Source organism: Micromonospora saelicesensis (genome assembly GCF_900091575.1).
Lineage (GTDB): Bacteria > Actinomycetota > Actinomycetes > Mycobacteriales > Micromonosporaceae > Micromonospora > Micromonospora saelicesensis.
This window is the reverse complement of record NZ_FMCR01000002.1, coordinates 1,018,879-1,039,753: the sequence shown is the minus strand read 5'-3', so window position 1 is coordinate 1,039,753 and position 20,875 is coordinate 1,018,879. Positions and strand designations below refer to the sequence as shown.

The 20,875-nt window shown below is 70.8% G+C and carries 16 protein-coding genes; 5 read left to right on the top strand and 11 right to left on the bottom strand.

What is annotated here, in order from left to right:
• The first annotated feature begins 2 nt into the window (after positions 1–2).
• On the top strand, positions 3–926 hold the full coding sequence (locus GA0070561_RS12520) for a peptidase inhibitor family I36 protein (RefSeq protein ID WP_091399842.1): 924 nt from the start codon (positions 3–5) through the stop codon (positions 924–926).
• 69 nt (positions 927–995) lie between these two features.
• Here GA0070561_RS12520 and GA0070561_RS12515 read toward each other — a convergent pair whose 3' ends face one another.
• Genes GA0070561_RS12515 through GA0070561_RS12505 form a run of 3 tightly spaced genes read right to left on the bottom strand, consistent with a single transcriptional unit; the run spans position 996 to position 6,667 of the window.
• Positions 996–3,869: an FAD-binding and (Fe-S)-binding domain-containing protein gene (locus GA0070561_RS12515; RefSeq protein ID WP_091399839.1), complete on the bottom strand. Its 2,874-nt coding sequence runs from the start codon at positions 3,867–3,869 to the stop codon at positions 996–998.
• Between the two features lie 24 nt (positions 3,870–3,893).
• Positions 3,894–5,090, bottom strand: coding sequence for an anhydro-N-acetylmuramic acid kinase (locus GA0070561_RS12510; RefSeq protein ID WP_091400238.1), 1,197 nt, complete (start codon positions 5,088–5,090; stop codon positions 3,894–3,896).
• An 11-nt stretch (positions 5,091–5,101) separates the two neighbouring features.
• Positions 5,102–6,667 (bottom strand): sodium:solute symporter, encoded by a 1,566-nt coding sequence (locus tag GA0070561_RS12505; RefSeq protein ID WP_091399836.1) that lies wholly within the window; start codon positions 6,665–6,667, stop codon positions 5,102–5,104.
• 195 nt (positions 6,668–6,862) lie between these two features.
• Here GA0070561_RS12505 and murQ point away from each other — a divergent pair, with 195 nt between their 5' ends.
• Positions 6,863–7,756 carry an N-acetylmuramic acid 6-phosphate etherase gene (gene murQ / locus GA0070561_RS12500; protein ID WP_091399834.1) on the top strand — a complete coding sequence of 298 codons (894 nt, stop codon included), beginning with the start codon at positions 6,863–6,865 and terminating at the stop codon, positions 7,754–7,756.
• A gap of 231 nt (positions 7,757–7,987) precedes the next feature.
• Here murQ and GA0070561_RS33575 read toward each other — a convergent pair whose 3' ends face one another.
• From GA0070561_RS33575 to GA0070561_RS12485, 4 genes are all read right to left on the bottom strand, one after another.
• Positions 7,988–8,164: a hypothetical protein gene (locus GA0070561_RS33575; RefSeq protein WP_167362385.1), complete on the bottom strand. Its 177-nt coding sequence runs from the start codon at positions 8,162–8,164 to the stop codon at positions 7,988–7,990.
• A gap of 121 nt (positions 8,165–8,285) precedes the next feature.
• Positions 8,286–9,062 carry a hypothetical protein gene (locus tag GA0070561_RS12495; RefSeq protein ID WP_091399832.1) on the bottom strand — a complete coding sequence of 259 codons (777 nt, stop codon included), beginning with the start codon at positions 9,060–9,062 and terminating at the stop codon, positions 8,286–8,288.
• Between the two features lie 227 nt (positions 9,063–9,289).
• Positions 9,290–10,528: an MFS transporter gene (locus tag GA0070561_RS12490; protein ID WP_091399830.1), complete on the bottom strand. Its 1,239-nt coding sequence runs from the start codon at positions 10,526–10,528 to the stop codon at positions 9,290–9,292.
• A gap of 75 nt (positions 10,529–10,603) precedes the next feature.
• Positions 10,604–11,269: a DNA alkylation repair protein gene (locus GA0070561_RS12485; protein ID WP_091400236.1), complete on the bottom strand. Its 666-nt coding sequence runs from the start codon at positions 11,267–11,269 to the stop codon at positions 10,604–10,606.
• Between the two features lie 111 nt (positions 11,270–11,380).
• Between GA0070561_RS12485 and GA0070561_RS12480 the strand changes: the two genes are divergently transcribed.
• Positions 11,381–12,094, top strand: coding sequence for an alpha/beta fold hydrolase (locus GA0070561_RS12480; RefSeq protein ID WP_091399828.1), 714 nt, complete (start codon positions 11,381–11,383; stop codon positions 12,092–12,094).
• Between the two features lie 66 nt (positions 12,095–12,160).
• On the opposite strand, the gene GA0070561_RS12475 is transcribed toward GA0070561_RS12480, so the two are convergent.
• Positions 12,161–13,924, bottom strand: a complete 1,764-nt coding sequence (locus GA0070561_RS12475) for an alpha/beta hydrolase-fold protein (protein ID WP_167362384.1) — start codon at positions 13,922–13,924, stop codon at positions 12,161–12,163.
• A 346-nt stretch (positions 13,925–14,270) separates the two neighbouring features.
• On the opposite strand from GA0070561_RS12475, the gene GA0070561_RS12470 reads away from it, so the two are divergent.
• Complete coding sequence (locus GA0070561_RS12470; protein ID WP_091400235.1) at positions 14,271–14,663, top strand: YybH family protein; 393 nt, start codon at positions 14,271–14,273, stop codon at positions 14,661–14,663.
• A gap of 120 nt (positions 14,664–14,783) precedes the next feature.
• Here GA0070561_RS12470 and GA0070561_RS12465 read toward each other — a convergent pair whose 3' ends face one another.
• Positions 14,784–16,349 carry an alpha/beta hydrolase gene (locus GA0070561_RS12465; protein WP_167362383.1) on the bottom strand — a complete coding sequence of 522 codons (1,566 nt, stop codon included), beginning with the start codon at positions 16,347–16,349 and terminating at the stop codon, positions 14,784–14,786.
• Between the two features lie 69 nt (positions 16,350–16,418).
• The gene (locus GA0070561_RS12460; protein ID WP_167362382.1) at positions 16,419–19,247 is read right to left on the bottom strand and encodes an AfsR/SARP family transcriptional regulator; all 2,829 of its coding nucleotides are present in this window, start codon (positions 19,245–19,247) and stop codon (positions 16,419–16,421) included.
• 184 nt (positions 19,248–19,431) lie between these two features.
• On the opposite strand from GA0070561_RS12460, the gene wrbA reads away from it, so the two are divergent.
• A complete protein-coding gene (wrbA, locus tag GA0070561_RS12455) occupies positions 19,432–20,040 on the top strand; it encodes an NAD(P)H:quinone oxidoreductase (RefSeq protein WP_091399821.1) in 609 nt (202 codons plus the stop codon).
• A gap of 92 nt (positions 20,041–20,132) precedes the next feature.
• Here the strand turns inward: wrbA and GA0070561_RS12450 are convergent, their stop codons facing one another.
• Positions 20,133–20,735, bottom strand: coding sequence for a class I SAM-dependent methyltransferase (locus GA0070561_RS12450; RefSeq protein ID WP_091399819.1), 603 nt, complete (start codon positions 20,733–20,735; stop codon positions 20,133–20,135).
• Positions 20,736–20,875: the final 140 nt, after the last annotated feature.

The window sequence follows — 20,875 nt, the reverse complement described above, 5'->3', positions numbered from 1 at the left end:
CCATGAACATCCGCAAGGGCCTCGCCATCGTCGGCGCCGTCCTCGCCATGTCCACCTCCATCCTGAGTGTCGCGTCGCCGGCAGCGGCGGCCGAACGGGACGGAACCTGCGACAGCGGCGAGTTCTGCTACTACTACAACAGCAACCAGGCCGGCTCGGTCTCCGACTTCACCGACTCACTGGACGACTACGGTACGACCCAACCGACCTGCTACGACTTCAAGGGCACGGGCAGCGGCAAGGGCCTGTGCGTGAAGAACAACGCCGCGTCGGTGTGGAACCGCACCGGCAAGACTGTGCGGGTCTACTTCAACAGCAACTTCGCCGGTGCGACCCAGGACTTCGCGGCCGGAGTGAAGGGCAACCTCAACGCCACGCTGAAGAACAACAACGCCTCGCACGAGTTGGTGAGCGGGCCGACGGGCTGTAGCACCGACGGCACCAACAGCAAGCTGCCGAGCACCATCCTCGTCTACCGGGTCAGTCTCGGCCGCGTCGACCGGGTCGACTTCAAGACGTACGTCAAGAACGTCCTCCCGAACGAGTGGGTGACGAGCTGGCCGGCCGCCTCGCTGGATGCCGGTGCGATGGCCGTCAAGAGCTACGGCTGGTACTGGGCGCTGCACTCGACCCGGAAGACGTCCGGCGGACAGTGCTACGACGTTCGAGACGACACCGGCGACCAGGTCTACCGGCCGTCGTCGGCAGTCTCGTCCACGTCCGCCGCGGTGGACCGGACGTGGTCGGCCCGGATGACCCGCAGCGGCAACATCCTGCGGGCGCACTACTGCGCGACGACGACCGCGTGCGGTGGCTGGGTGGACGGGGACTGGATGTCGCAGTACGGCTCGCGTGACCTCGCCAACGAGGGCAGGAACTACCAGGCGATCCTGCGCTACTACTACCGCGACATCGCGCTCTCCTGAGGTACCGCACCAACCGCGCCGCCCGTCGCAGCTCTGCGGCGGGCGGCGCGCTCATGGGTACGGCACCGGCTACGCCGGCGGCTCGACCGCCTCGACGAGCACCTCGAGCACATGCCGGTACGGCTGGCCGGTGGCCCGGCTCATGCCCATCTCACAGGTGCGGTTGCAGGAGGCGTACGCGTCGTGGTCGCGCTGATTGATCTCGGCGGCCTGCACCGCGGTGGCGCCGGCCGTGACCTCGGGGTGCAGCAGCCCCCGGTCACCGGCGAAGGCGCAGCACCCCCAACTGTCCGGCACGGTGACGGTGTCGGCGACCGCCCCGGCCACCGCGCGCAGGTCGTCGATGCCGCCCAGGTGCACTGTGGAGCAGGTGGGGTGCAGCGCCAGCGAGCCCAGTCGCCGGGGCTGCGGCAGCGCCGGCAGAAGGTGCTCGGCGGTGAAGGTCACGCTGTCGACGAAGCGCAGCGCGCCGTACCGCGCCCGGTCCTCCTCGGCCAGCGCGGCGGTCAGCTGCGTCAGCCCGTGCGTGCACGATGACGCGTCGCACACGACCGGCAGGCGACCCTCGTCGCTGGCCACCCAGAGCGCGGCCAGCGTCCGCTCGGCCATCTCACGGTGACCGGCGGGGTAACCCTTGGACTGCCACGGGGTTCCGCAGCACAGGCCCGCCGTGCCGATCGGTACGACGAGCGGCACCCCCGCCAGTTCGCAGAGGCGCAGGAACGCCGCAGCCGAACCGCCGGACGAGCCGTCCTCGGGTGCGAAGAGGCTGCCGACGCAGGCCGCGAAGAACACCGCCCGGGCGTCCGGCGCGCTGCGCGGGGCGGGGCGGGGCGCGCCGGCGCGCGGCATGTCGTCGCTCCACAGCGGCACGAGTTCGGTGGCGCCGAACCCACGGATCACCCCGGTGGCGGCGCGGGTCACCGGCGTCGGCACGGCGTGTGCGGCGGTCAGCCCCACCCGGACACCCGTCACGGCGCCCTTCCAGTGCCGCGCGGCAGTGCGGGCGGTGCGCTGGGCGCGAGGGCTGTGCCGCTCGGCGCGCAGCCGTTTCATCGCCGCCCCGGTGTCGATGCCGACCGGGCAGGCGGTGACGCAGAGGCTGTCCGCGGCGCAACTGTCCACCGCGGCGTACTCGTAGTCGGCGGTCAACTCCCGCCGGCGCTCCTCGTCGCCGGCGGCGGTGGCGAGGGCGATCTGCCGTTGCAGCACGATGCGCTGCCGGGGCGTGGTGGTGACGTCGGCCGTGGGGCAGACCGGCTCGCAGTAACCGCACTCGACGCAGGCGTCCAGCTCGGGGTCGACCGTCGGGACGGCCTTGAGCTGCCGCAGGTGCACGGTCGGGTCGTCGTTGAGCAGCACACCGGGGTTGAGCAGCCCGCTCGGGTCGCACAACCGCTTGAGTTCGCGCATCACGTCGTACAGTTCGTCGCCGTACTGCCGGCGGACGAAGGGTGCCATGGCCCGACCGGTGCCGTGCTCCGCCTTGAGTGTCCCGCCCTCGGCCAGCACCAGGTCGACCATGTCGTCGGTGAACCGGGCGTAGCGGTCGATCTCGGCCGGGGTGTCGAAGGACTGGGTCAGCATGAAGTGCAGGTTGCCGTCCCGGGCGTGTCCGAAGATCACCGCGTCCGGGTAGCCGTGCCGGTCGAACAGGCGGATCAGCCCGTCGCAGGTGCCGGTCAGGCGCGGCATCGGCACCGCGACGTCCTCCAGCAGGGCCGTGGTACCGGGCGGGCGGGCCCCGGCGACGGCGGTGTAGAGGCCCTTGCGCAAATGCCAGAGGTTGGCCCGTTCGCGCGGGTCGCGGGTCAGCTCGGTGCCGGTGACGGCCCGCAGCCGGTCGAGTACGGGCCGGGCGTCGGCCAGCGTCGCGGCCAACTGCTCCGCGCTGTCCTCGGCGAACTCCACCAGCAGCGCGGCGTGGCCGATGACAGTCAGCCCGCGCAGGGCCGGGCTCGCACCCGGGTCGCGCTGACTGACCCGCAGCGCGGCCGCGTCGAGCAGTTCGGCGGTACGGGCGCCAGCGGCGAGCAGAGCCGGCAGCGCGTCGGTGGCATCGGTGAGACCGGGCAGGATCAGCAGGCCGGTGGCGGCGTGGTCGTGGATCTCGACGGTACGGAAGACTGCCTCGGCCACGAAGCCGAGCGTGCCCTCGCTGCCGATCATCAGGTGGGCGAGCATCTCGACCGGGGTGCTGTGGTCGAGCAGCGAGTTCAGCCCGTACCCCATGGTGTTCTTCATCGCGAACAGCCGCTCGATGGTGGCGCGCGAACCCGGCGTCGATCGCACCCGGTCGCGCAGGCGCAGCAGCCCGGCGTGCAGCTCGGGCTCGTCGGCCCGCAGCCGGTCGTCGGCGTCGCGGGCGCCGGAGTCGACGACGGTGCCGGACGGGAGCACGAAGCGCAGCGACTCCATGGTCCGGTACGCGTTGTCGGTGGTGCCGCAGGTCATCCCGCTGGAATTGTTGGCCACCATGCCGCCCACCGTGCAGGCGGCCTCGCTGGCCGGGTCCGGGCCGAGCCGGCGTCGGTAGCGGGCCAGCCGGGCGTTGGCCTGCCGGATGGTCAGGCCCGGCTGGAGCCGGATGCGGCGGCCGTCGTCGAGGACCTCGGCGTGCCGCCAGTCGGTGCGGACGTCGACCAGCACGCCCGCGCCGCCGGCCTGGCCGGCGAGGCTGGTGCCGCCGCCGCGCAGGGTCAGCGGCACACCGGCCTCGCGGGCGCCGGCCATCAGCGCCCCCACCTCGGCGGCCGAGGCGGCGCGAACCACGGCCTGCGGCTCGAACAGGTACGGCGAGGCGTCGTGCGCCGCCGCCAGCCTTCGGGGCAGCTCGGCGCTGGCCCGGCTCGGATCATCGAGGCGCGAACGCAGCAGCTCGGCGACGGCGCGGGCGCGAGCGCCGGCCGCGGTCGGCGGCGGTACGGGAACGACGGGTCTCATCGGCGGATCCTCCCGGGAGCGGGGTCAGTCGGCCACCGGCGGCACGGCGGGACGGCCGGCGATCAGCAGTCGGCGGGGAGCGGTGCTGGCCGGAGCCGGCAGCCGCAGCGGCTGCCGGCCGGGGGTGATGCTGCCGAGCACGGAGGCGTGTCGCGCGCCGGTGCCCGAGGGCAGGGTGCCCGGCAGTCCGTGCACTGTCAGGTAGCCCAGCAGCGCGAAGGCCAGCGCCTCCTTGGCGTCCGACGCGATGCCCAGGTCGTCGCTGGAGGACAGCTGGACGCCGGGCAGCTCGTCGGCGATCATGCGCATCAGCGTCGGGTTGTGTGCGCCGCCGCCGGAGACGACGAGCCTGGTGACGCCGTGGTCGCGGCAGGCGCCGGCCACCGTGACAGCCGTCAGCCGGGTGAGCGTGGCCAACACGTCCTGCGGGTCCGGTGTGGGCGCGTCGTCGAGGGCGGCGAGCAGGTAGGGCAGATGGAAGAGCTCCTTCCCGGTGCTCTTCGGGCCGGACAGCCGGTAGTACGGCTCGTCGAGCAGCCGCCGCAGCAGCTCCGGATTCACCTGCCCGGCGGCCGCCCCGCGCCCGTCCCGGTCGTACTCCTCGGTGCCCCCGCTGAAGTGGCGCGCGGCGACGTCGAGGAGCGCGTTCGCCGGACCGGTGTCGAAGGCGAGCGGGTCCGCGTCGGGAGCGACGACGGTGATGTTGGCGATGCCGCCCAGGTTCAGCGCGGCCGGGACGCCGGGCAGGCCACCCAGCAGCAGCGCGTCGAAGAGGGCGACCAGGGGAGCGCCCTGACCGCCGGCGGCCACGTCGCGGCTGCGGAGGTCGGCCACGACCGGAAGGCCGGTGGCCTCCGCGATCCAGGCCGGCTGACCCAGCTGGAGAGTGCCCCGAACCGTGCCCGCCTCGACCCAGTGGTGCATGGTCTGCCCGTGCGAGACCACCAGGTCGGCATCGCCGTCGCACAGCTGGGCGAGGGCCCGCACGCCGGCCTCGGCGAAGGCCTGGCCGACGCCGGTGTCCAGCACGCAGATCGCCTCGGTGGTGGTCGCCGCGGGCGGCAGGGCCGCGGCGATCTGCGTGCGCAACTCGTCGGAGTACGGGTGGCTCAGCCGGCCCAGCGGTCGCATCCGCACTGTGTCGCCGCTCAGCTCGAACTCGGCCGCGGCGGCTTCGATGCCGTCGTAGGAGGTTCCGGACATCAGGCCGATCACGCGCATCACGTCCTCCTTCACGCCCGCCCGGCGGGCGCCGCCGCCGCGTCGTCGTCGACCTCGTCGGTACGTCCATGGTCGTACGGAGTATCCGGGGCCGGGTGGAACCGGCTGGACACCGCGCCGACGACCAGGGTGATCAGGACGCCGATCGGAACCAGCCACTGCGCGGCGATGGCGGTGGCGGTGGTCGTCCCGGCCGTCGTCACATCGATCTTGACGTAGCGGACGATGTAGGTCATCACCGCCACGGTGACCAGGAAGGCGATCACCGCGTCGACCTGGTTGGCCCGCTTGACGAGACGGCCGAGCAGGAAGGCACCGAGCAACGCCCCGTAGGTGTAGCCGGCGATGGTCAAACCGGTCAGGTAGACGTTTCCGGTGCTGGAGCTGAACGCGCAGGCGAAGATCGCCATCAGCACCGCCCAGACCAGGGTCATCACCCGGGCGAGTCGAAGCATCGCGTCGTCGGACGGGACCTTGCGGAAGAAGCTGTGGATGAAGTCGGCGACGGTGGAGTTCGACATCGAGTTCAGCGCCGAGGACAAAGAGCCCATCGCGGCGCCGAGGATGCCGGCCACCAGCAGACCCGAGATGCCCACCGGCAGGGCGTGCAGGATGAAGCTCGGGTAGAGGTTGTCGCTGCTCGCCAGGCCGAGTTCCTTGAAGGTCTGACCCTTGTTGTACGACCACAGCAGCGCGCCCACCAGGGAGAACGCCGCGAACTGGATCACCACGAAGATGCCCGAGGAGATCATCGCCTTCTGCCCCTCGCGCAGCGTGCGGGTGGACAGGATGCGCTGCACGATCAGCTGGTCCGACCCGTGGCTGGCCATCGCGAAGATCGCGCCACCGATGATCGCGGTCGGCAGGGCGAACGGGCTGGTGAGCACGTGCGAGAGAGCGAAGTTGGTGTCGAAGAGCTGGAACTTGCCGGCGTCCAGCGCCTGCGAGTAGCCGTCGAAGCCGACGGTGTGGCTGAGCACCGCGATGGCCAGGATCGCCCCGCCCAGGTACAGCCCCATCTGGATGGCGTCGGTCCAGATGACCGCCTTGATGCCACCGAGGTAGGTGTAGACCACAGTGATGAGCGTCAGGACGATGATGATGGCCTGGTAGCCGACATTCAGCCCGAACTCGTCGAGAAGAAGCTTGATGGGGATGGCCGAGGCGAACAGCCGCACACCCTCGGCGAGCAGGCGGGTGAAGACGAACGTCACCGACGCCAGGCCCTGAAGTTTCAGGCCGAACCGCTCACCGAGGTACTGGTAGGCGCTGACGAACCCACCCCGCTTGTAGAGCGGGATGAGCACCGCGGCCACGACGACCCGACCGATGACATAACCCAGGGCCAACTCGACGTTGCCGAAGCCCTGACCGCTGTAAGCGCCGCCGGGAACACTGATCACGGTCAGGACGCTGGTCTCGGTGGCGACCACGGAGAACGAGACGGTCCACCAGGGCAGTCGACCCTCGCCCACGAAGTAGTCCTTGGCGGACTTCTGTTTACCGGACAGGCGTAGTCCGACGTAGGCGATCACCACGAGGTACAGCACGATCACAACGAGGTCGAGTTGACGCACGGCTCGCTCCCTACCAGCGGTTGTCAATAAGTGACGTTAGCCGAGAGTAACGCGAAACTTTTTGCCACCGCCCGTCCGGGCTGGTTACGCTGTGGTTTCAGCCTGCTGATACGGGGACTGTTCGCAGCTGCGCCCTCGGCCTGGCCTCTCCCCGCTGGCCGGCGACTGCACACCAGCGAGAGGAACGAGCACCCCGTGGACCTCAGCACCCTCGGCACCGAGACCCGCAACGACAAGACCGGCGACCTCGACCGGATGTCTCCCACCGAGTTGCTTCTCGCGATGAACGACGAGGACCGGACGGTCGCCGACGCCGTCCGCCGGGCCGTACCGGACATCGCCGCCGCCGTCGACGTCATCGTGGCGTCGCTCCGTCAGGGCGGACGGCTGATCTACCTCGGCGCCGGCACCAGCGGCCGGATCGGCATGCTCGACGCCGTCGAGATCCCACCCACCTTCGGTACGACGCCCGAGCGGGTCATCGGTCTGCTCGCCGGCGGGGCACGAGCCTTCGGTGTCGCCGTCGAGGGCGCGGAGGACGACCCGACCCGCGCCGTCGCCGACCTCGACGCCGTCGGCCTGACCGCCCGCGACACGGTGGTCGGTCTCGCCGCTAGCGGCCGTACCCCGTACGTGGTGGGTGGGTTGGATCACGCCCGCGCGCTCGGCGCGGCGACCGTCTCGGTGGCCTGCAACACCGACGCGGTGACCAGCCGGCACGCCGACGTCGCCATCGAGGTGCCCACCGGTCCCGAGGTGCTCACCGGCTCCACCCGGCTCAAGGCCGGCACCGCCGAGAAGCTGGTCTGCAACATGCTCTCGACTGCCACGATGGCCCGGCTCGGCAAGGTCTACGGCAATCTGATGGTGGACATGAACGCCACAAACGAGAAGCTCGTCGACCGGGCGCGGCGGATCGTCGCCGAGGCCGCCGACACCGACCTCGACACGGCGGCGCGGGCGCTCGCGGCGGCGCACGGGCACGCCAAGACGGCCATCGTGCTGCTGCTGGCGAACTGCACCGCCGAGGAGGCCGCGGCCCGGCTGCGCGCCGCCGACGACGACGTCCGGGCGGCCGTCGCGGCCTGACCCAGGGGTTCAGCGCGTTGGGCGCAGCCGGCGGTCGGCGGTGACCGTTGGTCACCTCGGTCGGAGCGGATGCCGTATTGAGCGATATACCTGAGAGTCATATATATGCCTCTGAGGTATATCGCTTCACAGCACATCGACATGGCGATCCAGCCAATGCGCACGCAGCCGGCCAGTTGCCGGCGCGCGACCGAAGCGCCCCGTCCATTGCGGACGGGGCGCTTCGTGGTGTCAGTCGAGCTGTGTGTCCGGAACCGTTCGGTCCTCGTCCGCGACGCCGTCGGAGGAGTTGGCCAGCTCGATCCGGGGGGACCGATCCGGCGGGAGGTGGGCGAAGTCGGCGATGACGACGACATCCACCTCTCCGTCGATCATCATCTGCTCGACGGTCTCCCACGAGGCCCGCATGATTCCTGTGAATCGGTATGAGTGTCGGCGAAGGTGGCTGAGACACCTCGCGACGGCGGGCTCCGACGGCTCGATGTGGGCGGGGATCCAGATAACGGCGATTTCCATGAACCTCTCCTGATCAACGTCGTGGACGCGAGTGGGTGATCAGGAGTTGTCGGGGCGGGGGAGGACCCCGCTCGACGGGACGGCTGGTAGCGCGCCTGTCGACGGCGGTGACGGTAAGCCCTGGGCGCAGCGGCGGGGTGGGCGGCGATGCTGCGGCTGTTGACGTGGGTGGATCAGCGCCGCCGGTGCCGACGCCGGTCGGTGTGGACGCCAGCGCCAGCACAAAGGCCGGTGGCCCCGGTGCGGGACGGGCGGGCGGGTTCGGCCGCTGTCCGGTGACGGCGGTCGTCGTCGCCCGCGCCTGCTCCGACGCCCGGCCATCGGACGTGCCGCGAGCGCCGCTTCGGGTCACCGTCGCCGGTGTGCGCGTCGACGGTGCCGGCTGCGAGGTCGCCTGTGCTACCGGGGAAGCCGAGGCGGATGGTGCCCCTGTTGCCTCCAGCGACGACGAGGGGGTGCCGGCCGGCCGACTTGGCCGGGCGGTGGAGGGCTTGGCCGACGGCGTCGGCAGCGGAACGGCCGACGGCAGGTGCAACGGATCCGTCGACGGTAGCGGCACGGGCAGGGGCAGGGGGACGACTGCGGTCGGCAGGGGTAGGGGGACGGTCGGCTGCACCGCGACCGCGTCGGCCACCGAAACCTTGATGGCCTCCGGCGAGGTGGCGACCTCCACCAGCGGGAGCCGCGACGGCGATGGGGTGTCGGCGTGGGCGGGGTCGGCACCCAGAGCCGCGCCGAGCGCCACCGCGCCGAGCGCCACCGCGCCGAGCGCCACCGCGCCGAGCGCCACCGGGGGGAGGCTGTGCCTCAGCCGCATCAGACGGAGGCCGCCGGCAGCGGTGTCGCCAGCCCTGCCCGGTCCGGCTCACCGGTCCGGTGCCGCCGGCCGAGCAGTCGCCCCTCGCACCCTGCCGTTCCCTCCATGCGCGGGTTCTTGCCCCGGCAGATCGAGGGCTACACCTTCCGTCGATATCCCGACAGAGCAATGTGGACAGACCGGGACCGCACCCGGCCGGGTCACACCCGAGCTTCGGTGGGTGTCGGCGCGGGGTCGAGCGGCAGGTCACGCAGCCGGCGGATCGGCGTCGACAGGTAGATGATCGGGGACAGCACGGTGAGCGCCCCGAAGATCAACAGGGTGGTGCGGGCGCCGAGTGGCCCGGCCAGGATGCCGGCGAGCAGTCCGCCGACCGGAATGGCGCCCCAGGAGACGAACTTGACCGTGGCGATCACCCGGGACAGCAGTTCCGGCGGGCTGGCGAGCATCCGGTAGGTGCGGGTGGTCACGCTGAGCACCACAGTGGAGCTGGCGAAGATGAGGTTTCCGACGGCGAAGGCCAGGAACGCGGTGGTGCCGGTGCCCAGCGGGATGATGAGCGCGCCGGCCACACCGACGAAGGCCGCGATGATCAGGCCGCGTGCGGTGCCGAACCGATCGGTGAAGCGGGTCGTCAACGCCGCGCCGATGAGCGCGCCGAGGCCGTCGGCGGCGATCAACAGCCCGACCAGGAGCGGCGATGCGTGCAGCTCACGCATCAGGTAGAACGGGAACAGGGCGAGCATGGCGCCGTTGACGAAGTTCGTCGCGGTGGCGTCCCACATGGCCGGTCCGATGATCGGATGCCGGAGCACGAAGTGCCAGCCCTCGCGGATCATCGTGATCATCGGCGGCCGCTCGGCCGGTCGCTGCACCCGCCGGGCCGGCAGGGTGCGCAGCAACGTGGCGGAGAGCAGGTAGCTGACGGCGTCCACGAACAGCGTCGGCACCGCGCCCAGCAACTGCACCGCGAGACCGCCCAGGGATGGCCCGCCCAGGGCGGTGGCGGCGTGCGTGCCGGAGGTGAGGCTGTTGCGAGCCTGCAACTGCGCGGCCGGCACGATCTCCGGCAGGAAGGTCTGGTTCGCCACGTCGAACAGCACGTTGGCGAAGCTCACCACCAGGGCGACCGCGATCAACTGGGCCACCGTCAGCATGTCGAACCACCAGGCCAGCGGGACCGACGCGATGGCGAGGGCCCGGACCAGATCCAGGGCGACCTGCATGCCGCGTAGGGGGAGGCGCTGCACGATCACGCCCGCCGGCAGGCTGATCAGAAGGTACGCCAGATAGCTCGCCGCCGTGATCAGACCCATCTCGAAGGCCGACGCGTGGAGCACGGTCAACGCGGTCAGCGGTAGGGCCAGCGTGCCGACCGCCGAGCCGAGTTGGCTGGTCGTGCCGGCGACCCACCACCGCCAGAATGCAGTAAGTCTCATAATGGAACTCACTATAGGGGCGCGCGGGAGACGACGTCGACCCCGCCGATGCGGGATCGACCGACAGTTCGCTGCCTATCGCGCTCGGCGCACCATCTCGCTGATCCAGGTGGGAGCGAACGGGGACGTACAGCCGGGGGAGGTGGGGTAGTCCTTGAGCACCTGGAGGCGTTCGCCGATGTCGATCGCCCGGGTGCGGTGCTCGGCGTGCTCGATGCCGATCTGCGCCAGGCAGTGGTTCATCGCCCACTGCAGGCGATCCGGCGCGTCCTTCATCTCGGTCTCGATCACATCGAGCAGTCCCGGGAGATCGAGGCTCTCGGGCTTCTTCGTCACGCGTTCGGTGGTCAGTGCCCAGCCGGCACTCGCGACCGCGGGATCAGCGTCGGTGAACCAGGCCAGCCGCAGCTCTTCCGAGTGCGGGCTCTTCTTCACCACGTAGTTCACGAGCCAGTCGTGCACCTTCGGGGTGCGCGCCTCGCGCACCATGACGTCCAACTCGTCCCGATCGAACGCCCGGGGACGGCAGATCAGGACCGCCAGCAGCCGCGCCGAGGCATCGCCCGTCGACCAGAGCTGGCGCGCGAGGTCGTGCTGCGTCTTCAGCCGCTTCGCGAGCGCCCGAAGCGCGCCGAGGTGCACACCATGATCGTCACCGTGTCTGGCGTTCACCTCCCGTGCCTTCGGGTCCTCCAACTCGGCCAGCTCAGCCATCACGTCGGTCACCGTCGTCGTATCCATCGCAGCCTCCTGCCACATCGGGACCGGACGTTTCACACTCGCGTAACGGGTATCCAGGCGTACCAGTGCGACCGGCGGTGAACAGCTTCACGGAGTGAGGGGGCACCTATCATGCCTGATCCACAGCCCACCATCGTGCTCGTGCACGGCGCGTTCGCCGAGTCGGCGAGCTGGAACGGTGTGCTCGAGCGGCTGAGCGGCGCGTACGACTCAGTGGCCGTCGCGAACCCGCTGCGGAGCCTCGCCGGCGACGCCGCGTACGTGCGGGATGTGGTCCGCAGCATCGGTGGTCCGGTCGTCCTCGTCGGCCACTCGTACGGTGGCATGGTGATCACGCAGGCCGCAGCCGGCGACACCTCGGTGCGCGCCCTTGTTTACGTCAACGCCTTCGCCCCGGACACCGGCGAGTCGGCGATGACGCTGTCCGCGAAGTTCCCCGGCAGCACGCTCGCCGACACGCTGGTGCAGTACCCGTTGTCGACCGGCGGCAACGAGGTGGCGATCGGCCAGGACCAGTATCACGCGCAGTTCTGCGCGGACTCGTCGGACGACGTGGCCGCGCTGATGGCCCGGACCCAGCGGCCGATCACCGAACAGGGCCTAGGCGACAAGCTCACCGGCGACCCCGCCTGGCGATCGCTGGCCAGCTGGTTCGTGTTCGGGGACGCGGACAAGAACATCCCTCCCGACGCGCACCGCTTCATGGCCGAGCGGGCCAACCCCCGGGGGCAGCGCGAGCTCGTCGGCGGCTCGCACGCGATGGTGGTGGCCCGGCCGGGCGAGGTCGCCGAGACGATCATCGAGGCGGTTCGGGGCGTGAGCTGACGGTCCGGACGGACTGCTGGCGGTGGGCCGACGACGAGATGTCGCCGGCCCACCCCTGCCTGGTGGCTAGCGAACCCGCAGCTGCTGGTGGACCGCAGCGGTGGGGGCGTGGACCCTGTCACCCGAGTAGGCGACGTGCACCGGGTACGCCCCGCCGGGCAGCCCGTCGGTCGGCAGCTCGACGACGGCCGAGCCATCGCGCAGCGGAACCACCCGGGTGGTGCCGCCGAAGGTGACGGCGACCTCGCCGGTCACCGTGGCAGCTTTCCGGTGCGGATGCTGCGCCCGCACGTCGACGGTCAGCGTGAACGTGTCACCAGGGACGACCGAGGCGGGCGTGGCCTTCGTCCTCACCGCGACCCGTGCCGGACCCGGAGGCGTCAGGGTGACCTGGGCCGAGCGTGACTTGGTCGGGTCGACCACCGACGTCGCCACGACGGTGAGCGACGACGCGGTATCCGTGGCGGCGACCGAGAGCAGACCCTCCGCGGAGATGGTGGTGCCCGTAGAGGTCGCACCCTGAACCGACCACGTCACCGCCGGGCTCAGACCCTCGTTGGTCGTCACCTGGGCGGTGAACTGCCTTTCCCAGTTCCATCCCTTCGTCAGGTCCACCGTCGCCGGCGTCACCGACACGGAGTCGACCCCCGACCACAGGTGATCCCGGGCGAAGATCGTGAACAGCTGGCCCGCCGTCATGCCGTCGTGCGCGCCCGGGACCTGGGTCGTCGCGGCGGCGTACCCCCGGGCCCGGAAGTTGTCCGCGATGGCGTTCTGGGCGTTGAGGTTGCCCTCGAATACGCCGTTGCCGAGGAAGACGGTGAGGTCGTCGTCCCCGACCGCGTTCGCGATGGTGTCGTAGTCCTGGGTGGTGAGCGACGGGTTGCCGGAGAAGTGTCCGTAGAACGCGAAGGTGGTCGGATAGTTCCTGATGACGACGCCGCCCGTCATCCCGCCGTACGAGAACCCGGCGTAGGCCCGCCCGGAGCGCTCGGTCGAGACGTTGTAGCTGCTCTCGATGAGGGGCAGGATCGTCTGGACCAGGTTGTTGGCCGCGTTGGTCTGGTTGTAGGACGCGAAGCCGAGGCTGGTGCCCGTGAAGTGGTTGCCCATGGTGACGACCACCGTCGGCTCGATCTCGCCCCTGGCCGTCATGTTGTCCAGGATGTTCGGGACGTTCGCGGGGACCATGAAGTCGGTCTCGTCGCCGAAGATGCCGTGGGCGAGATACGCGACCTTGTACGGCTCCGCGCGGTTGGCGTCGTAGTTGGCCGGCAGGTAGACGCCGAGGTAGTGCCCGCTGTCGCCCAGGATCGTGGTGTACGGGACGTACTGGACGGTTCCTCGCTTCGCGCGGTCGGCCACCGGCAACTCGTAGTCCGCACGCGCCTTCAGCACCGGGTCGTTCTGCTTCTTGGCGTACGGCACGTGCACGGCATCGAGCACGTCGTTGTTCCTGACCCGGAACGAGGCCTCGCCCGGCGGGCGAGGGTTCGTAGAGGCGGGGTCCCAGATGCGCTTGTTCTCCCAGCCCTGGGTCGGGTCCCAGACCCGATACCAGTAGCTGAGACCTCCGGCGTGCAGGGGGACCGAGACCGACCAGTTCCCCTTCGGGTCCCGGGTCATGTCCCGCAGGAACTCGGTGCCGCCCGCGTGGTAGCGCCCCGGCTGCCACTCTTCCGGCTGGTAGCGCGTGGTGCCGGTGTCGACGTCGAGCAGGGTCAGGTCCCCGGCGAGGCGGACCTGGGTGGCGTGGGGATTGCGGTAGACGAACGTGACTGTGTATCCGGTCGGTGACGTGCGGTCCGCCTTGACCGTCGCACCCGGCACGGGCGCGGGCCTGCCGGCGGCGGCAGCCGGGGCGGGGACGACGGCCCCCGCACCGAGTGCCGTGAACGCGAGAATCGAGATCGCAAGCCGGAGCCTGCGTCTTCCGGTCGTTTCCCTCATGCGCGAAGACTCCTTTGTGGTGGTCGCTCGTCGCGGTCTGGTCCGGTGGTGGGAGTTGAGGGCTTCGATGGCAGCTAAATCGAATTAGCATCGGGAGTGTGGCTTGGTGCCCCTTTCGATGTCAAGGGTGTCCAGGGCCGAGGCCGACCAGTGCCTCGACGGGTGCACCACCCGCGGCCTGCGGGTTTTCCCAGCTGACCGCCGCTCGGATGGCAGGGTGAGGGCCATGGACAGGAAGCACGTCGAGGATTGGCTTGCCACCTACGAGCGGCTCTGGCGGGCCCCGGGCACGGACGCGTTGGTCACGCTCTTCACCGAGGACGCGAGCTATCAGCAGGGGCCGTACTGGACGCCCGTCGTCGGCCTGCCGGCCATCGCTCGGATGTGGGAGAAGCAGCGCAAGGGCCCCGACGAGGTGTTCCAGCTGACCACGGAGATCGTCGCGGTCGAGGGTGACACCGCCGTGTCGCGTCAGGAGGTCCGCTACGGCGACCCGGTCGACCAGGAGTACCGCGACCTGTGGGTCATGCGGTTCGCCGACGACGGACGGTGCCGCTCATTCGAGGAGTGGCCGTTCTGGCCGGGGCAGCAGCCCGCCGAGCCGTCCGACGGCTCCTGACCTGAGACGGTTGCGGTGGCGACGCCCCAGCCACCGGGGTAGGAGACCTGACCGACACGCCGTCGGATGGGTCGCACCACCTACCGTGAGCTGGGGCGTCACCGTGACGATGTCGACCCGTCAGACCGGGGCGGCCGGGCAGCTCGCTCCGGTCGGCGGTGTGGTTCTGGTGATGAGGTACCGGTCCACCTGACGACGGGTGCACTCGGTCCGTGGGTAGCTGGCGTGACCCGACCCCTCGTAGGTGACGAGGTGGCCCCGGCTGCCGAGCTGGCGCACCACCCGCTGCGCCCCGTCGTACGGGGTGGCCGGGTCGTACCGCCCGTTGAGCACCAGCAGCGGCGCGCTCGTCCGGACCCGCAGCTGATGTTGTGGGTTGGTCGCCGTCCAGCCCAGGCAGATCGCGCCGAAGCGGACGGCCAACGGGGAGGCCCGCAGGTGCGGTGCCGCGGCCCGGGACAGTTCGAGATACCGGTTCCAGTCGGCGAACCCGTCGATCGGCAGCGACCAGTCCTGGCAGAACGCCGGTAACGCGTACTCGGTCAGGTCGTTGTCGCCGTCGACCGGCACCATCGGGGACGCGAGTGAGGCGGGCTCGCCACGGTCCAGCGCGAGCAGCATGTTCGCGAGATCGGCCCAGGTCGCGTCGAAGAAGTTGACGAAGGTCGCGAACCCGAGCAAGAACCAGGTCAGCGGGGTGCCGGTGGCCGTGTCGACAAGCGTGCCGGCATCGGCACGGCGCATCAGTTGGTCGTAGAGCGCCGGCACGTCACGTCCGTGCAGCGCGCAACCAGAGTTCCGCTCGCACCAGGTCACGAACTCGTGGAACAGGGCCTCGTTACTGGCCGCCCCGCTGCGGAAGTACTCCCGGACCCCCTGGCTGTGGTCCATCACGCTGTCCATGACCAGTGCGCGGACGCGGTCGGGAAACAGTTCGGCGTAGGACTGCCCGATCAGCGTGCCGTAGGACCACTGATAGAAGCTCAGCTGTCGCTCACCGAGCGCGGCCCGGATGGCGTCCGTATCGCGCGCGACGCTCACACTGTCCAGGTGGTCGAACAGTGGGCCACTGTGAGCGCGGCAGTCGTCGCGCAACTGGCGGTTGTAGGTACGGAGTCGCTCGAACTCCGCCGCGTTGGCGGGCGTCAGGGAGGGGTGCTGGCCGAGCAGCTCCGATGAGCAGCGCACCGGTGCGCTACGGACCGTGCCCCGGGGATCGAAGCCGACGATGTCGAAGCGGCGCAGCACGTCCGGCCCGAGCTGGCTGGCGGCCGTCAACGCCACGTCCACCCCGGACAGGCCGGGACCGCCGGGGTTGAAGACCAGGACACCGATGCGGGCAGCCGGATCGGTGGCGGGTCGCCGGGCCAGGGCCAGCGGAAAGGTCTCCCCGCCCGGACGGGCCCAGTCCACCGGCAGGCGCAGGGTGCCGCACCGCGTACCCGGATCGTCGGGCTGTTCCGGGCACGCCTGCCAGTCGATCCGACCGTTCCAACCGCCGGTCGTGTCCGCGGCGACGGGCCCGGCGCCGCCGGCCGTCGCCGTGGTGCCCGCGAGCGACGGAGGGGCGTTGAGCGAGACGGCGACGAGGACCGCGACGACGGCCGAGAGGCTACCGAGGAGCCGCCGGCGTCGACGGGCGACCCCGCGGGGATGCCGGAAGGTGGTTCTCTTCGTGGTCAACATTCGTCCAGCCTGCCGACGCCCGGTCCACGTCGGATCCATGCCGGTCCGCGGACGGTCGGTGCAGGGCATTCACCGGTACGCCTCAAGCCGCTCGGACAGCACCGTGGCCTGCGGATGACCGACCCGGTCGAGGATCGCCAACGCCTGCCGCCACAGGTCGACCGAGGTGTCGTGGTCGCCCACCGCCTGATGGGTGTCGCCGAGGCGGACGAGTGTGTCCGCCCTTCCGCACGGGTCCTGGACGTCGGAATAGAGCGCCAGAGCGCGCCGGTAGCAGTCCGCCGCGGTCGGATGCTTCCCGAGGCCGTGATAGGCGAATCCGAGACTGTCCCAGGTGTGGGCCGCGCCGAGCCGGTCCTCGGCCTCCTCGTAGAGCGCCAGCGCCTGCTCGCAGTAGGCGATGGCGCGGGCGTGCTCGTCCAGCCGTGCGTGGCTCCAGCCGAGAGCGTTGAGCGCCGCCGCCTCGCCGAGCCGATCGTCGGTGCTGCTGGCCAACGCCAGTGCCTCCCTGGCATGAGGCAGTGCCGCCCCGGCGTCGCCCTCGATGTCGGAGAGCCAGGCGAGGTGCAGGTGTGCGCTGGCCTGCCCCGGGCGGTCGCCGGCCTGCTCGTAGCGTGCCATCGCGCGCCGGAGGTGATGGTGGGCCGCACCGAACCGGCGGTGCTGGATGTGGGCCAGCGCAAGGTCCCGGTGGGCCAACGCCTCGGCCCGTGGATCACCGCGGCGCTGCGCGACAGTGACCGCGATGGCCTGTACGGCGGCCAGGTCGTGCCACTGTGAGAGCCGGCTGAGCAGGGGAGTGAGGGCCTGGGCGAGGTCCCCGGCGTGGGCGTCTGAACCGTGCGTGACCGCGTCGTCGACGGCGGCCAGCAGCACCCGCTGTTCGATGGTGAACCAGGCCAGCGCGGCCCGGTGGTCGGCGAACGCCGACGGTGACGCGTCGGTGGGCGGGTGCGGCGGATCGAGCGGCTGCCAACCGGGGTCGACCAGTCGCGCCGCGTCCCGGGCGACCCGCAGGTAGTGGTCGAGCACTCGCCTGCGGACGGCGCTACGGTCGGCCGGACGGTCGAGCGCGTACGTCAGCTCTTCCCCGTAGGCGCGGAGCAGATCGTGACAGCGGAAGCGGTTGGGGGACTGCTCGGCCAGCAGGTTCGCCCGGGTCAACTCGTCGAGCGCCGGCCGGATCAGGTGCGGCGGGGCCCCGGCGAGGCTGGCCGCCGCCGCCGCGCTGACGTCGGCGGCGGGGTGCAGGCTGATCTGCCGGAACAGTCGGGCCGCGTCCGCGCTGAGCAGTCGGTACGACCAGGAGAGCACGGTACGCACGTCGGTGGCGGCATCGTCGGTGGCCAGGGCGGCGAGCCCGCCCCGGCTCGCCGCGAGATCGTCGGCGATGGCCTGGAGCGGAAACGTGGGCCGGGCGGCGGCTCGCGCGGCCACGATGGACAGGGCCAGGGGCAATCGTGCGGTACGTCTGATCAGCTCGTCCACCGCTGCCGGCTCGGCGGCGGCCCGCTGCGTACCCAGTCGGCGGACGAGCAGGTGGCGGGCTTCGTCGTCGCTGGGCAGGTCCAGCGCGAGGGGATGGGCGCCATCGGTGGCGACCAGGCCGGGCAGGGTGTGGCGACTCGTCACGAGCACACCGCAGCGTGTCGACCCCGGCAGCAGCGGCCGCACCTGTTCCGCGTCGCGGGCGTTGTCGAGCAGCACGAGCAGCCGTCGGTCCGCGGTCAGGCTGCGGTACAGGGCGAACTGGGCCGCCGGCTCCGCGGGGATCTCCAGGGGTTTCACACCCAGGGCGGGCAGGAGCGAGCGTACGACGACGGCCGAGGGTGACGCCTCCTGCGTCGCGGTGCCGAATCCACCCAGGTCGACGTGGAGCTGCCCGTCGGGGAAGTGATGGAGGTTGTCGTGCGCCCAGCGCAGTGCCAGCCAGCTCTTTCCGACGCCGCCCGTACCGGTGATGACGACGGTGCTGCCCGAGCGGGAGTCGCCGAGCAGCAGCGTGGTGAGCCGGGCCAGCTCCGCGGCCCGGCCGGTGAACAACGTCGGTGGGGCCGGCAGCTGCCGGGGGACGATCCGCGGCGCGGTTCTTTCCGGTGGCCGCGGATCGGATGTCAGCAGCTCCCGCTCCGCCCGCAGGATGCGGGTGTGCAGGTGTTGGAGGTCGGGGCCGGGCTCGACTCCCACCTCCTCGGCGAGGAGGTGGCGGAGCTGCCGGTACGTCGCCAGCGCGTCGGCACGCCGGCCGGTCCGCGCAAGGGCCACCATCAGTTGCCCCCATGGGCGCTCGCGCAGCGGATCGTCGTTGACCTGGCTCCGCAGCGGTTCGATCAGCTCGTGATGCCGTCCGGCGCGCAGCTGGAGGTCTGCGACCTCTTCCGCCAGGCTCGACCGCTGCTCCTGGAGCCGCGCTCGGACGGAGAGCAACACCCCCCAGCCGGGGAGGCCTGCGAACGGCTCCCCACGCCAGAGTGCCAACGCGGCCTCGAACGACTCCTGGGCGGCTGACCAGTGACAGTGCCGCAGCGCGGAATACCCGCGCTGGGCCAGGTCGTCGAAGGCCACGCTGTCCACCGTCAGCCCGTCCAGGGCGAGGCGGTAGCCGGTGGGCCCGGCGAGGATGGCGGGGTCGGGGAAGCCGGGGGAGCGCAGCGCCCGGCGCAACGCCCAGACATAGGTCTTCACGTTGCCGGCTGCCGTCTTCGGTGGGCGCCCCTGCCACAGCTCGTCGACGAGTTGGTCGATGGACCACCCGGTGCCCGGCTGTGACATCAGCACGGCCAGGAGGCGCACCTGCATCGGCGTGCCGAGGGCCAGCCGTTCCCCGTAGGCCGACCGCACCTCGACCGGCCCGAGCAGTTGGTACCGCGCCGCCGGTGGCGCCCCAGCGGGGTCCATCGCCTCATCGTAGGGGGCCGAACCATTCCGTCTCATCGGCTGGACGGCCGCGGCCCGCGCCCGTGCCTTGGTGTGCTCCGTCACTCGGGTGGGCATGGTCAGGACGTTGGGGTGCCGCGAGGTGGCTGCTACAGTCGTGATTGTTGCGGCCGCAAATTTATCAGCGGCAACTACTTTGGGAAGGATGCCTCCGATGACCAAGCTCTCCGTCATCTACTACTCGTCCACCGGTACCCTCCACGCCATGGCCAAGCGCCTCGCCGAGGCCGGCGAGAAGGCGGGCGCCGAGGTGCGGCTGCGTCAGGTTCCGGAGCTCGCCCCGGCCGAGGCCATCGCCTCCAATGCCGCCTGGAGCCAGCACTTCGACGCCACGAAGAACGAGCCGAAGGCGACCGCCGACGACGTCGTCTGGGCGGACGCGGTGCTGTTCGGCACGCCCACCCGTTACGGCAACGTGGCCAGCCAGCTCAAGCAGTTCATCGACACCCTCGGCCCGCAGTGGGCGCAGGGCCTGCTCGCCGACAAGGTGTACGCCGGCTTCACCGCATCCATGACCGCGCACGGCGGCCAGGAGTCGACCCTTCTGGCGCTCTACAACACCGTCCACCACTTCGGCGGTCTGGTCGTAGCCCCGGGCTACACCGACCCGCTGAAGTTCGCCGACGGCAACCCGTACGGCGTCTCGCACGTCACCGGCGGAAGCAACGACGCCCCGCTGGGCGATGCCCAGTTCGCTGCCCTCGACCACATGGCCGAGCGGGTCGTCAAGATCGCCGGGAAGCTCAGCGCCTGAGCGCGCTGGCGCCGTAGCGCACACCCGCCTCGACGCGGGTGCCCAGCTGGCCGAGGGCCGGTCTCCCGATGGGAGGCCGGCCCTCGGCGTCCTCACACCGCGACCGCCGCGATGGCGGCAAGCGGCCGATGCTCGTCGGTGCCGGGCCGCCGGAGACGTTCCACCTCTCGGAAACCGGCCCGGCCGAGTCGTTCGGAGACCTCGTCGACCGGCCACCGGTAGGCGGTCAGGACCTTGTGGTCGAAGGCGCCGACGTCCTCGGCGTCGAAGACGCCCAGGACCAACCGCCCGGCCGGGACCAGGACCCGTCGGAACTCCTTGAGCATGCCGTCGAACTCCGGCGGCGGAAGATGGATCAACGAGTACCAGGCCAGGATGCCGTCGATGGAGTCCTCGGCGACGTCGAGGCGTTCCATCGAACCGAGGTGGAACTCGACGCCCGGGTGGGACGCCCGCGCATGCGCGATGAACTCGGGGACGAGGTCGATCCCCATCGCGTCGACGCCTAGCTCACGAAGGTAGCCGGTGAGGTGGCCAGGCCCGCACCCCAGATCGAGCACCCGGCCGGGCCGGCTGCCCAGGTGTCGTCCGATGAGGGCGAGGTCGTCGGCGTCCACATGCTGTTTCGTGCCGAACAGCTCGATGTAGAGCTCCGCGACGGACGCGTAAGCCTGCCGTACCGTGTCCGTTTCCATCGCGGCACTATACGGGTCACCAGACCTTGCGCAAGCGGCCTACCGTGATGGCCATGACACGTCGAGCCACACTGGCCGGCATTTCTGCGGGCCTTCTCCTGCTGGGTTGCTCGGTTGGCGCGCCGACGAAGAGCGAACCC

What these genes read in the sequence shown, in the direction of transcription:
- GA0070561_RS12520 (WP_091399842.1), top strand. Translation starts at nt 3, where the DNA reads ATGAACATCCGCAAGGGCCTCGCCATCGTCGGCGCCGTCCTCGCCATG.
- GA0070561_RS12515 (WP_091399839.1), bottom strand. Translation starts at nt 3,869, where the DNA reads ATGAGACCCGTCGTTCCCGTACCGCCGCCGACCGCGGCCGGCGCTCGC.
- GA0070561_RS12510 (WP_091400238.1), bottom strand. Translation starts at nt 5,090, where the DNA reads ATGCGCGTGATCGGCCTGATGTCCGGAACCTCCTACGACGGCATCGAA.
- GA0070561_RS33575 (WP_167362385.1), bottom strand. Translation starts at nt 8,164, where the DNA reads ATGCGGGCCTCGTGGGAGACCGTCGAGCAGATGATGATCGACGGAGAG.
- GA0070561_RS12490 (WP_091399830.1), bottom strand. Translation starts at nt 10,528, where the DNA reads ATGAGACTTACTGCATTCTGGCGGTGGTGGGTCGCCGGCACGACCAGC.
- GA0070561_RS12485 (WP_091400236.1), bottom strand. Translation starts at nt 11,269, where the DNA reads ATGGATACGACGACGGTGACCGACGTGATGGCTGAGCTGGCCGAGTTG.
- GA0070561_RS12480 (WP_091399828.1), top strand. Translation starts at nt 11,381, where the DNA reads ATGCCTGATCCACAGCCCACCATCGTGCTCGTGCACGGCGCGTTCGCC.
- GA0070561_RS12470 (WP_091400235.1), top strand. Translation starts at nt 14,271, where the DNA reads ATGGACAGGAAGCACGTCGAGGATTGGCTTGCCACCTACGAGCGGCTC.
- GA0070561_RS12465 (WP_167362383.1), bottom strand. Translation starts at nt 16,349, where the DNA reads ATGTTGACCACGAAGAGAACCACCTTCCGGCATCCCCGCGGGGTCGCC.
- GA0070561_RS12460 (WP_167362382.1), bottom strand. Translation starts at nt 19,247, where the DNA reads ATGGACCCCGCTGGGGCGCCACCGGCGGCGCGGTACCAACTGCTCGGG.
- wrbA (WP_091399821.1), top strand. Translation starts at nt 19,432, where the DNA reads ATGCCTCCGATGACCAAGCTCTCCGTCATCTACTACTCGTCCACCGGT.
- GA0070561_RS12450 (WP_091399819.1), bottom strand. Translation starts at nt 20,735, where the DNA reads ATGGAAACGGACACGGTACGGCAGGCTTACGCGTCCGTCGCGGAGCTC.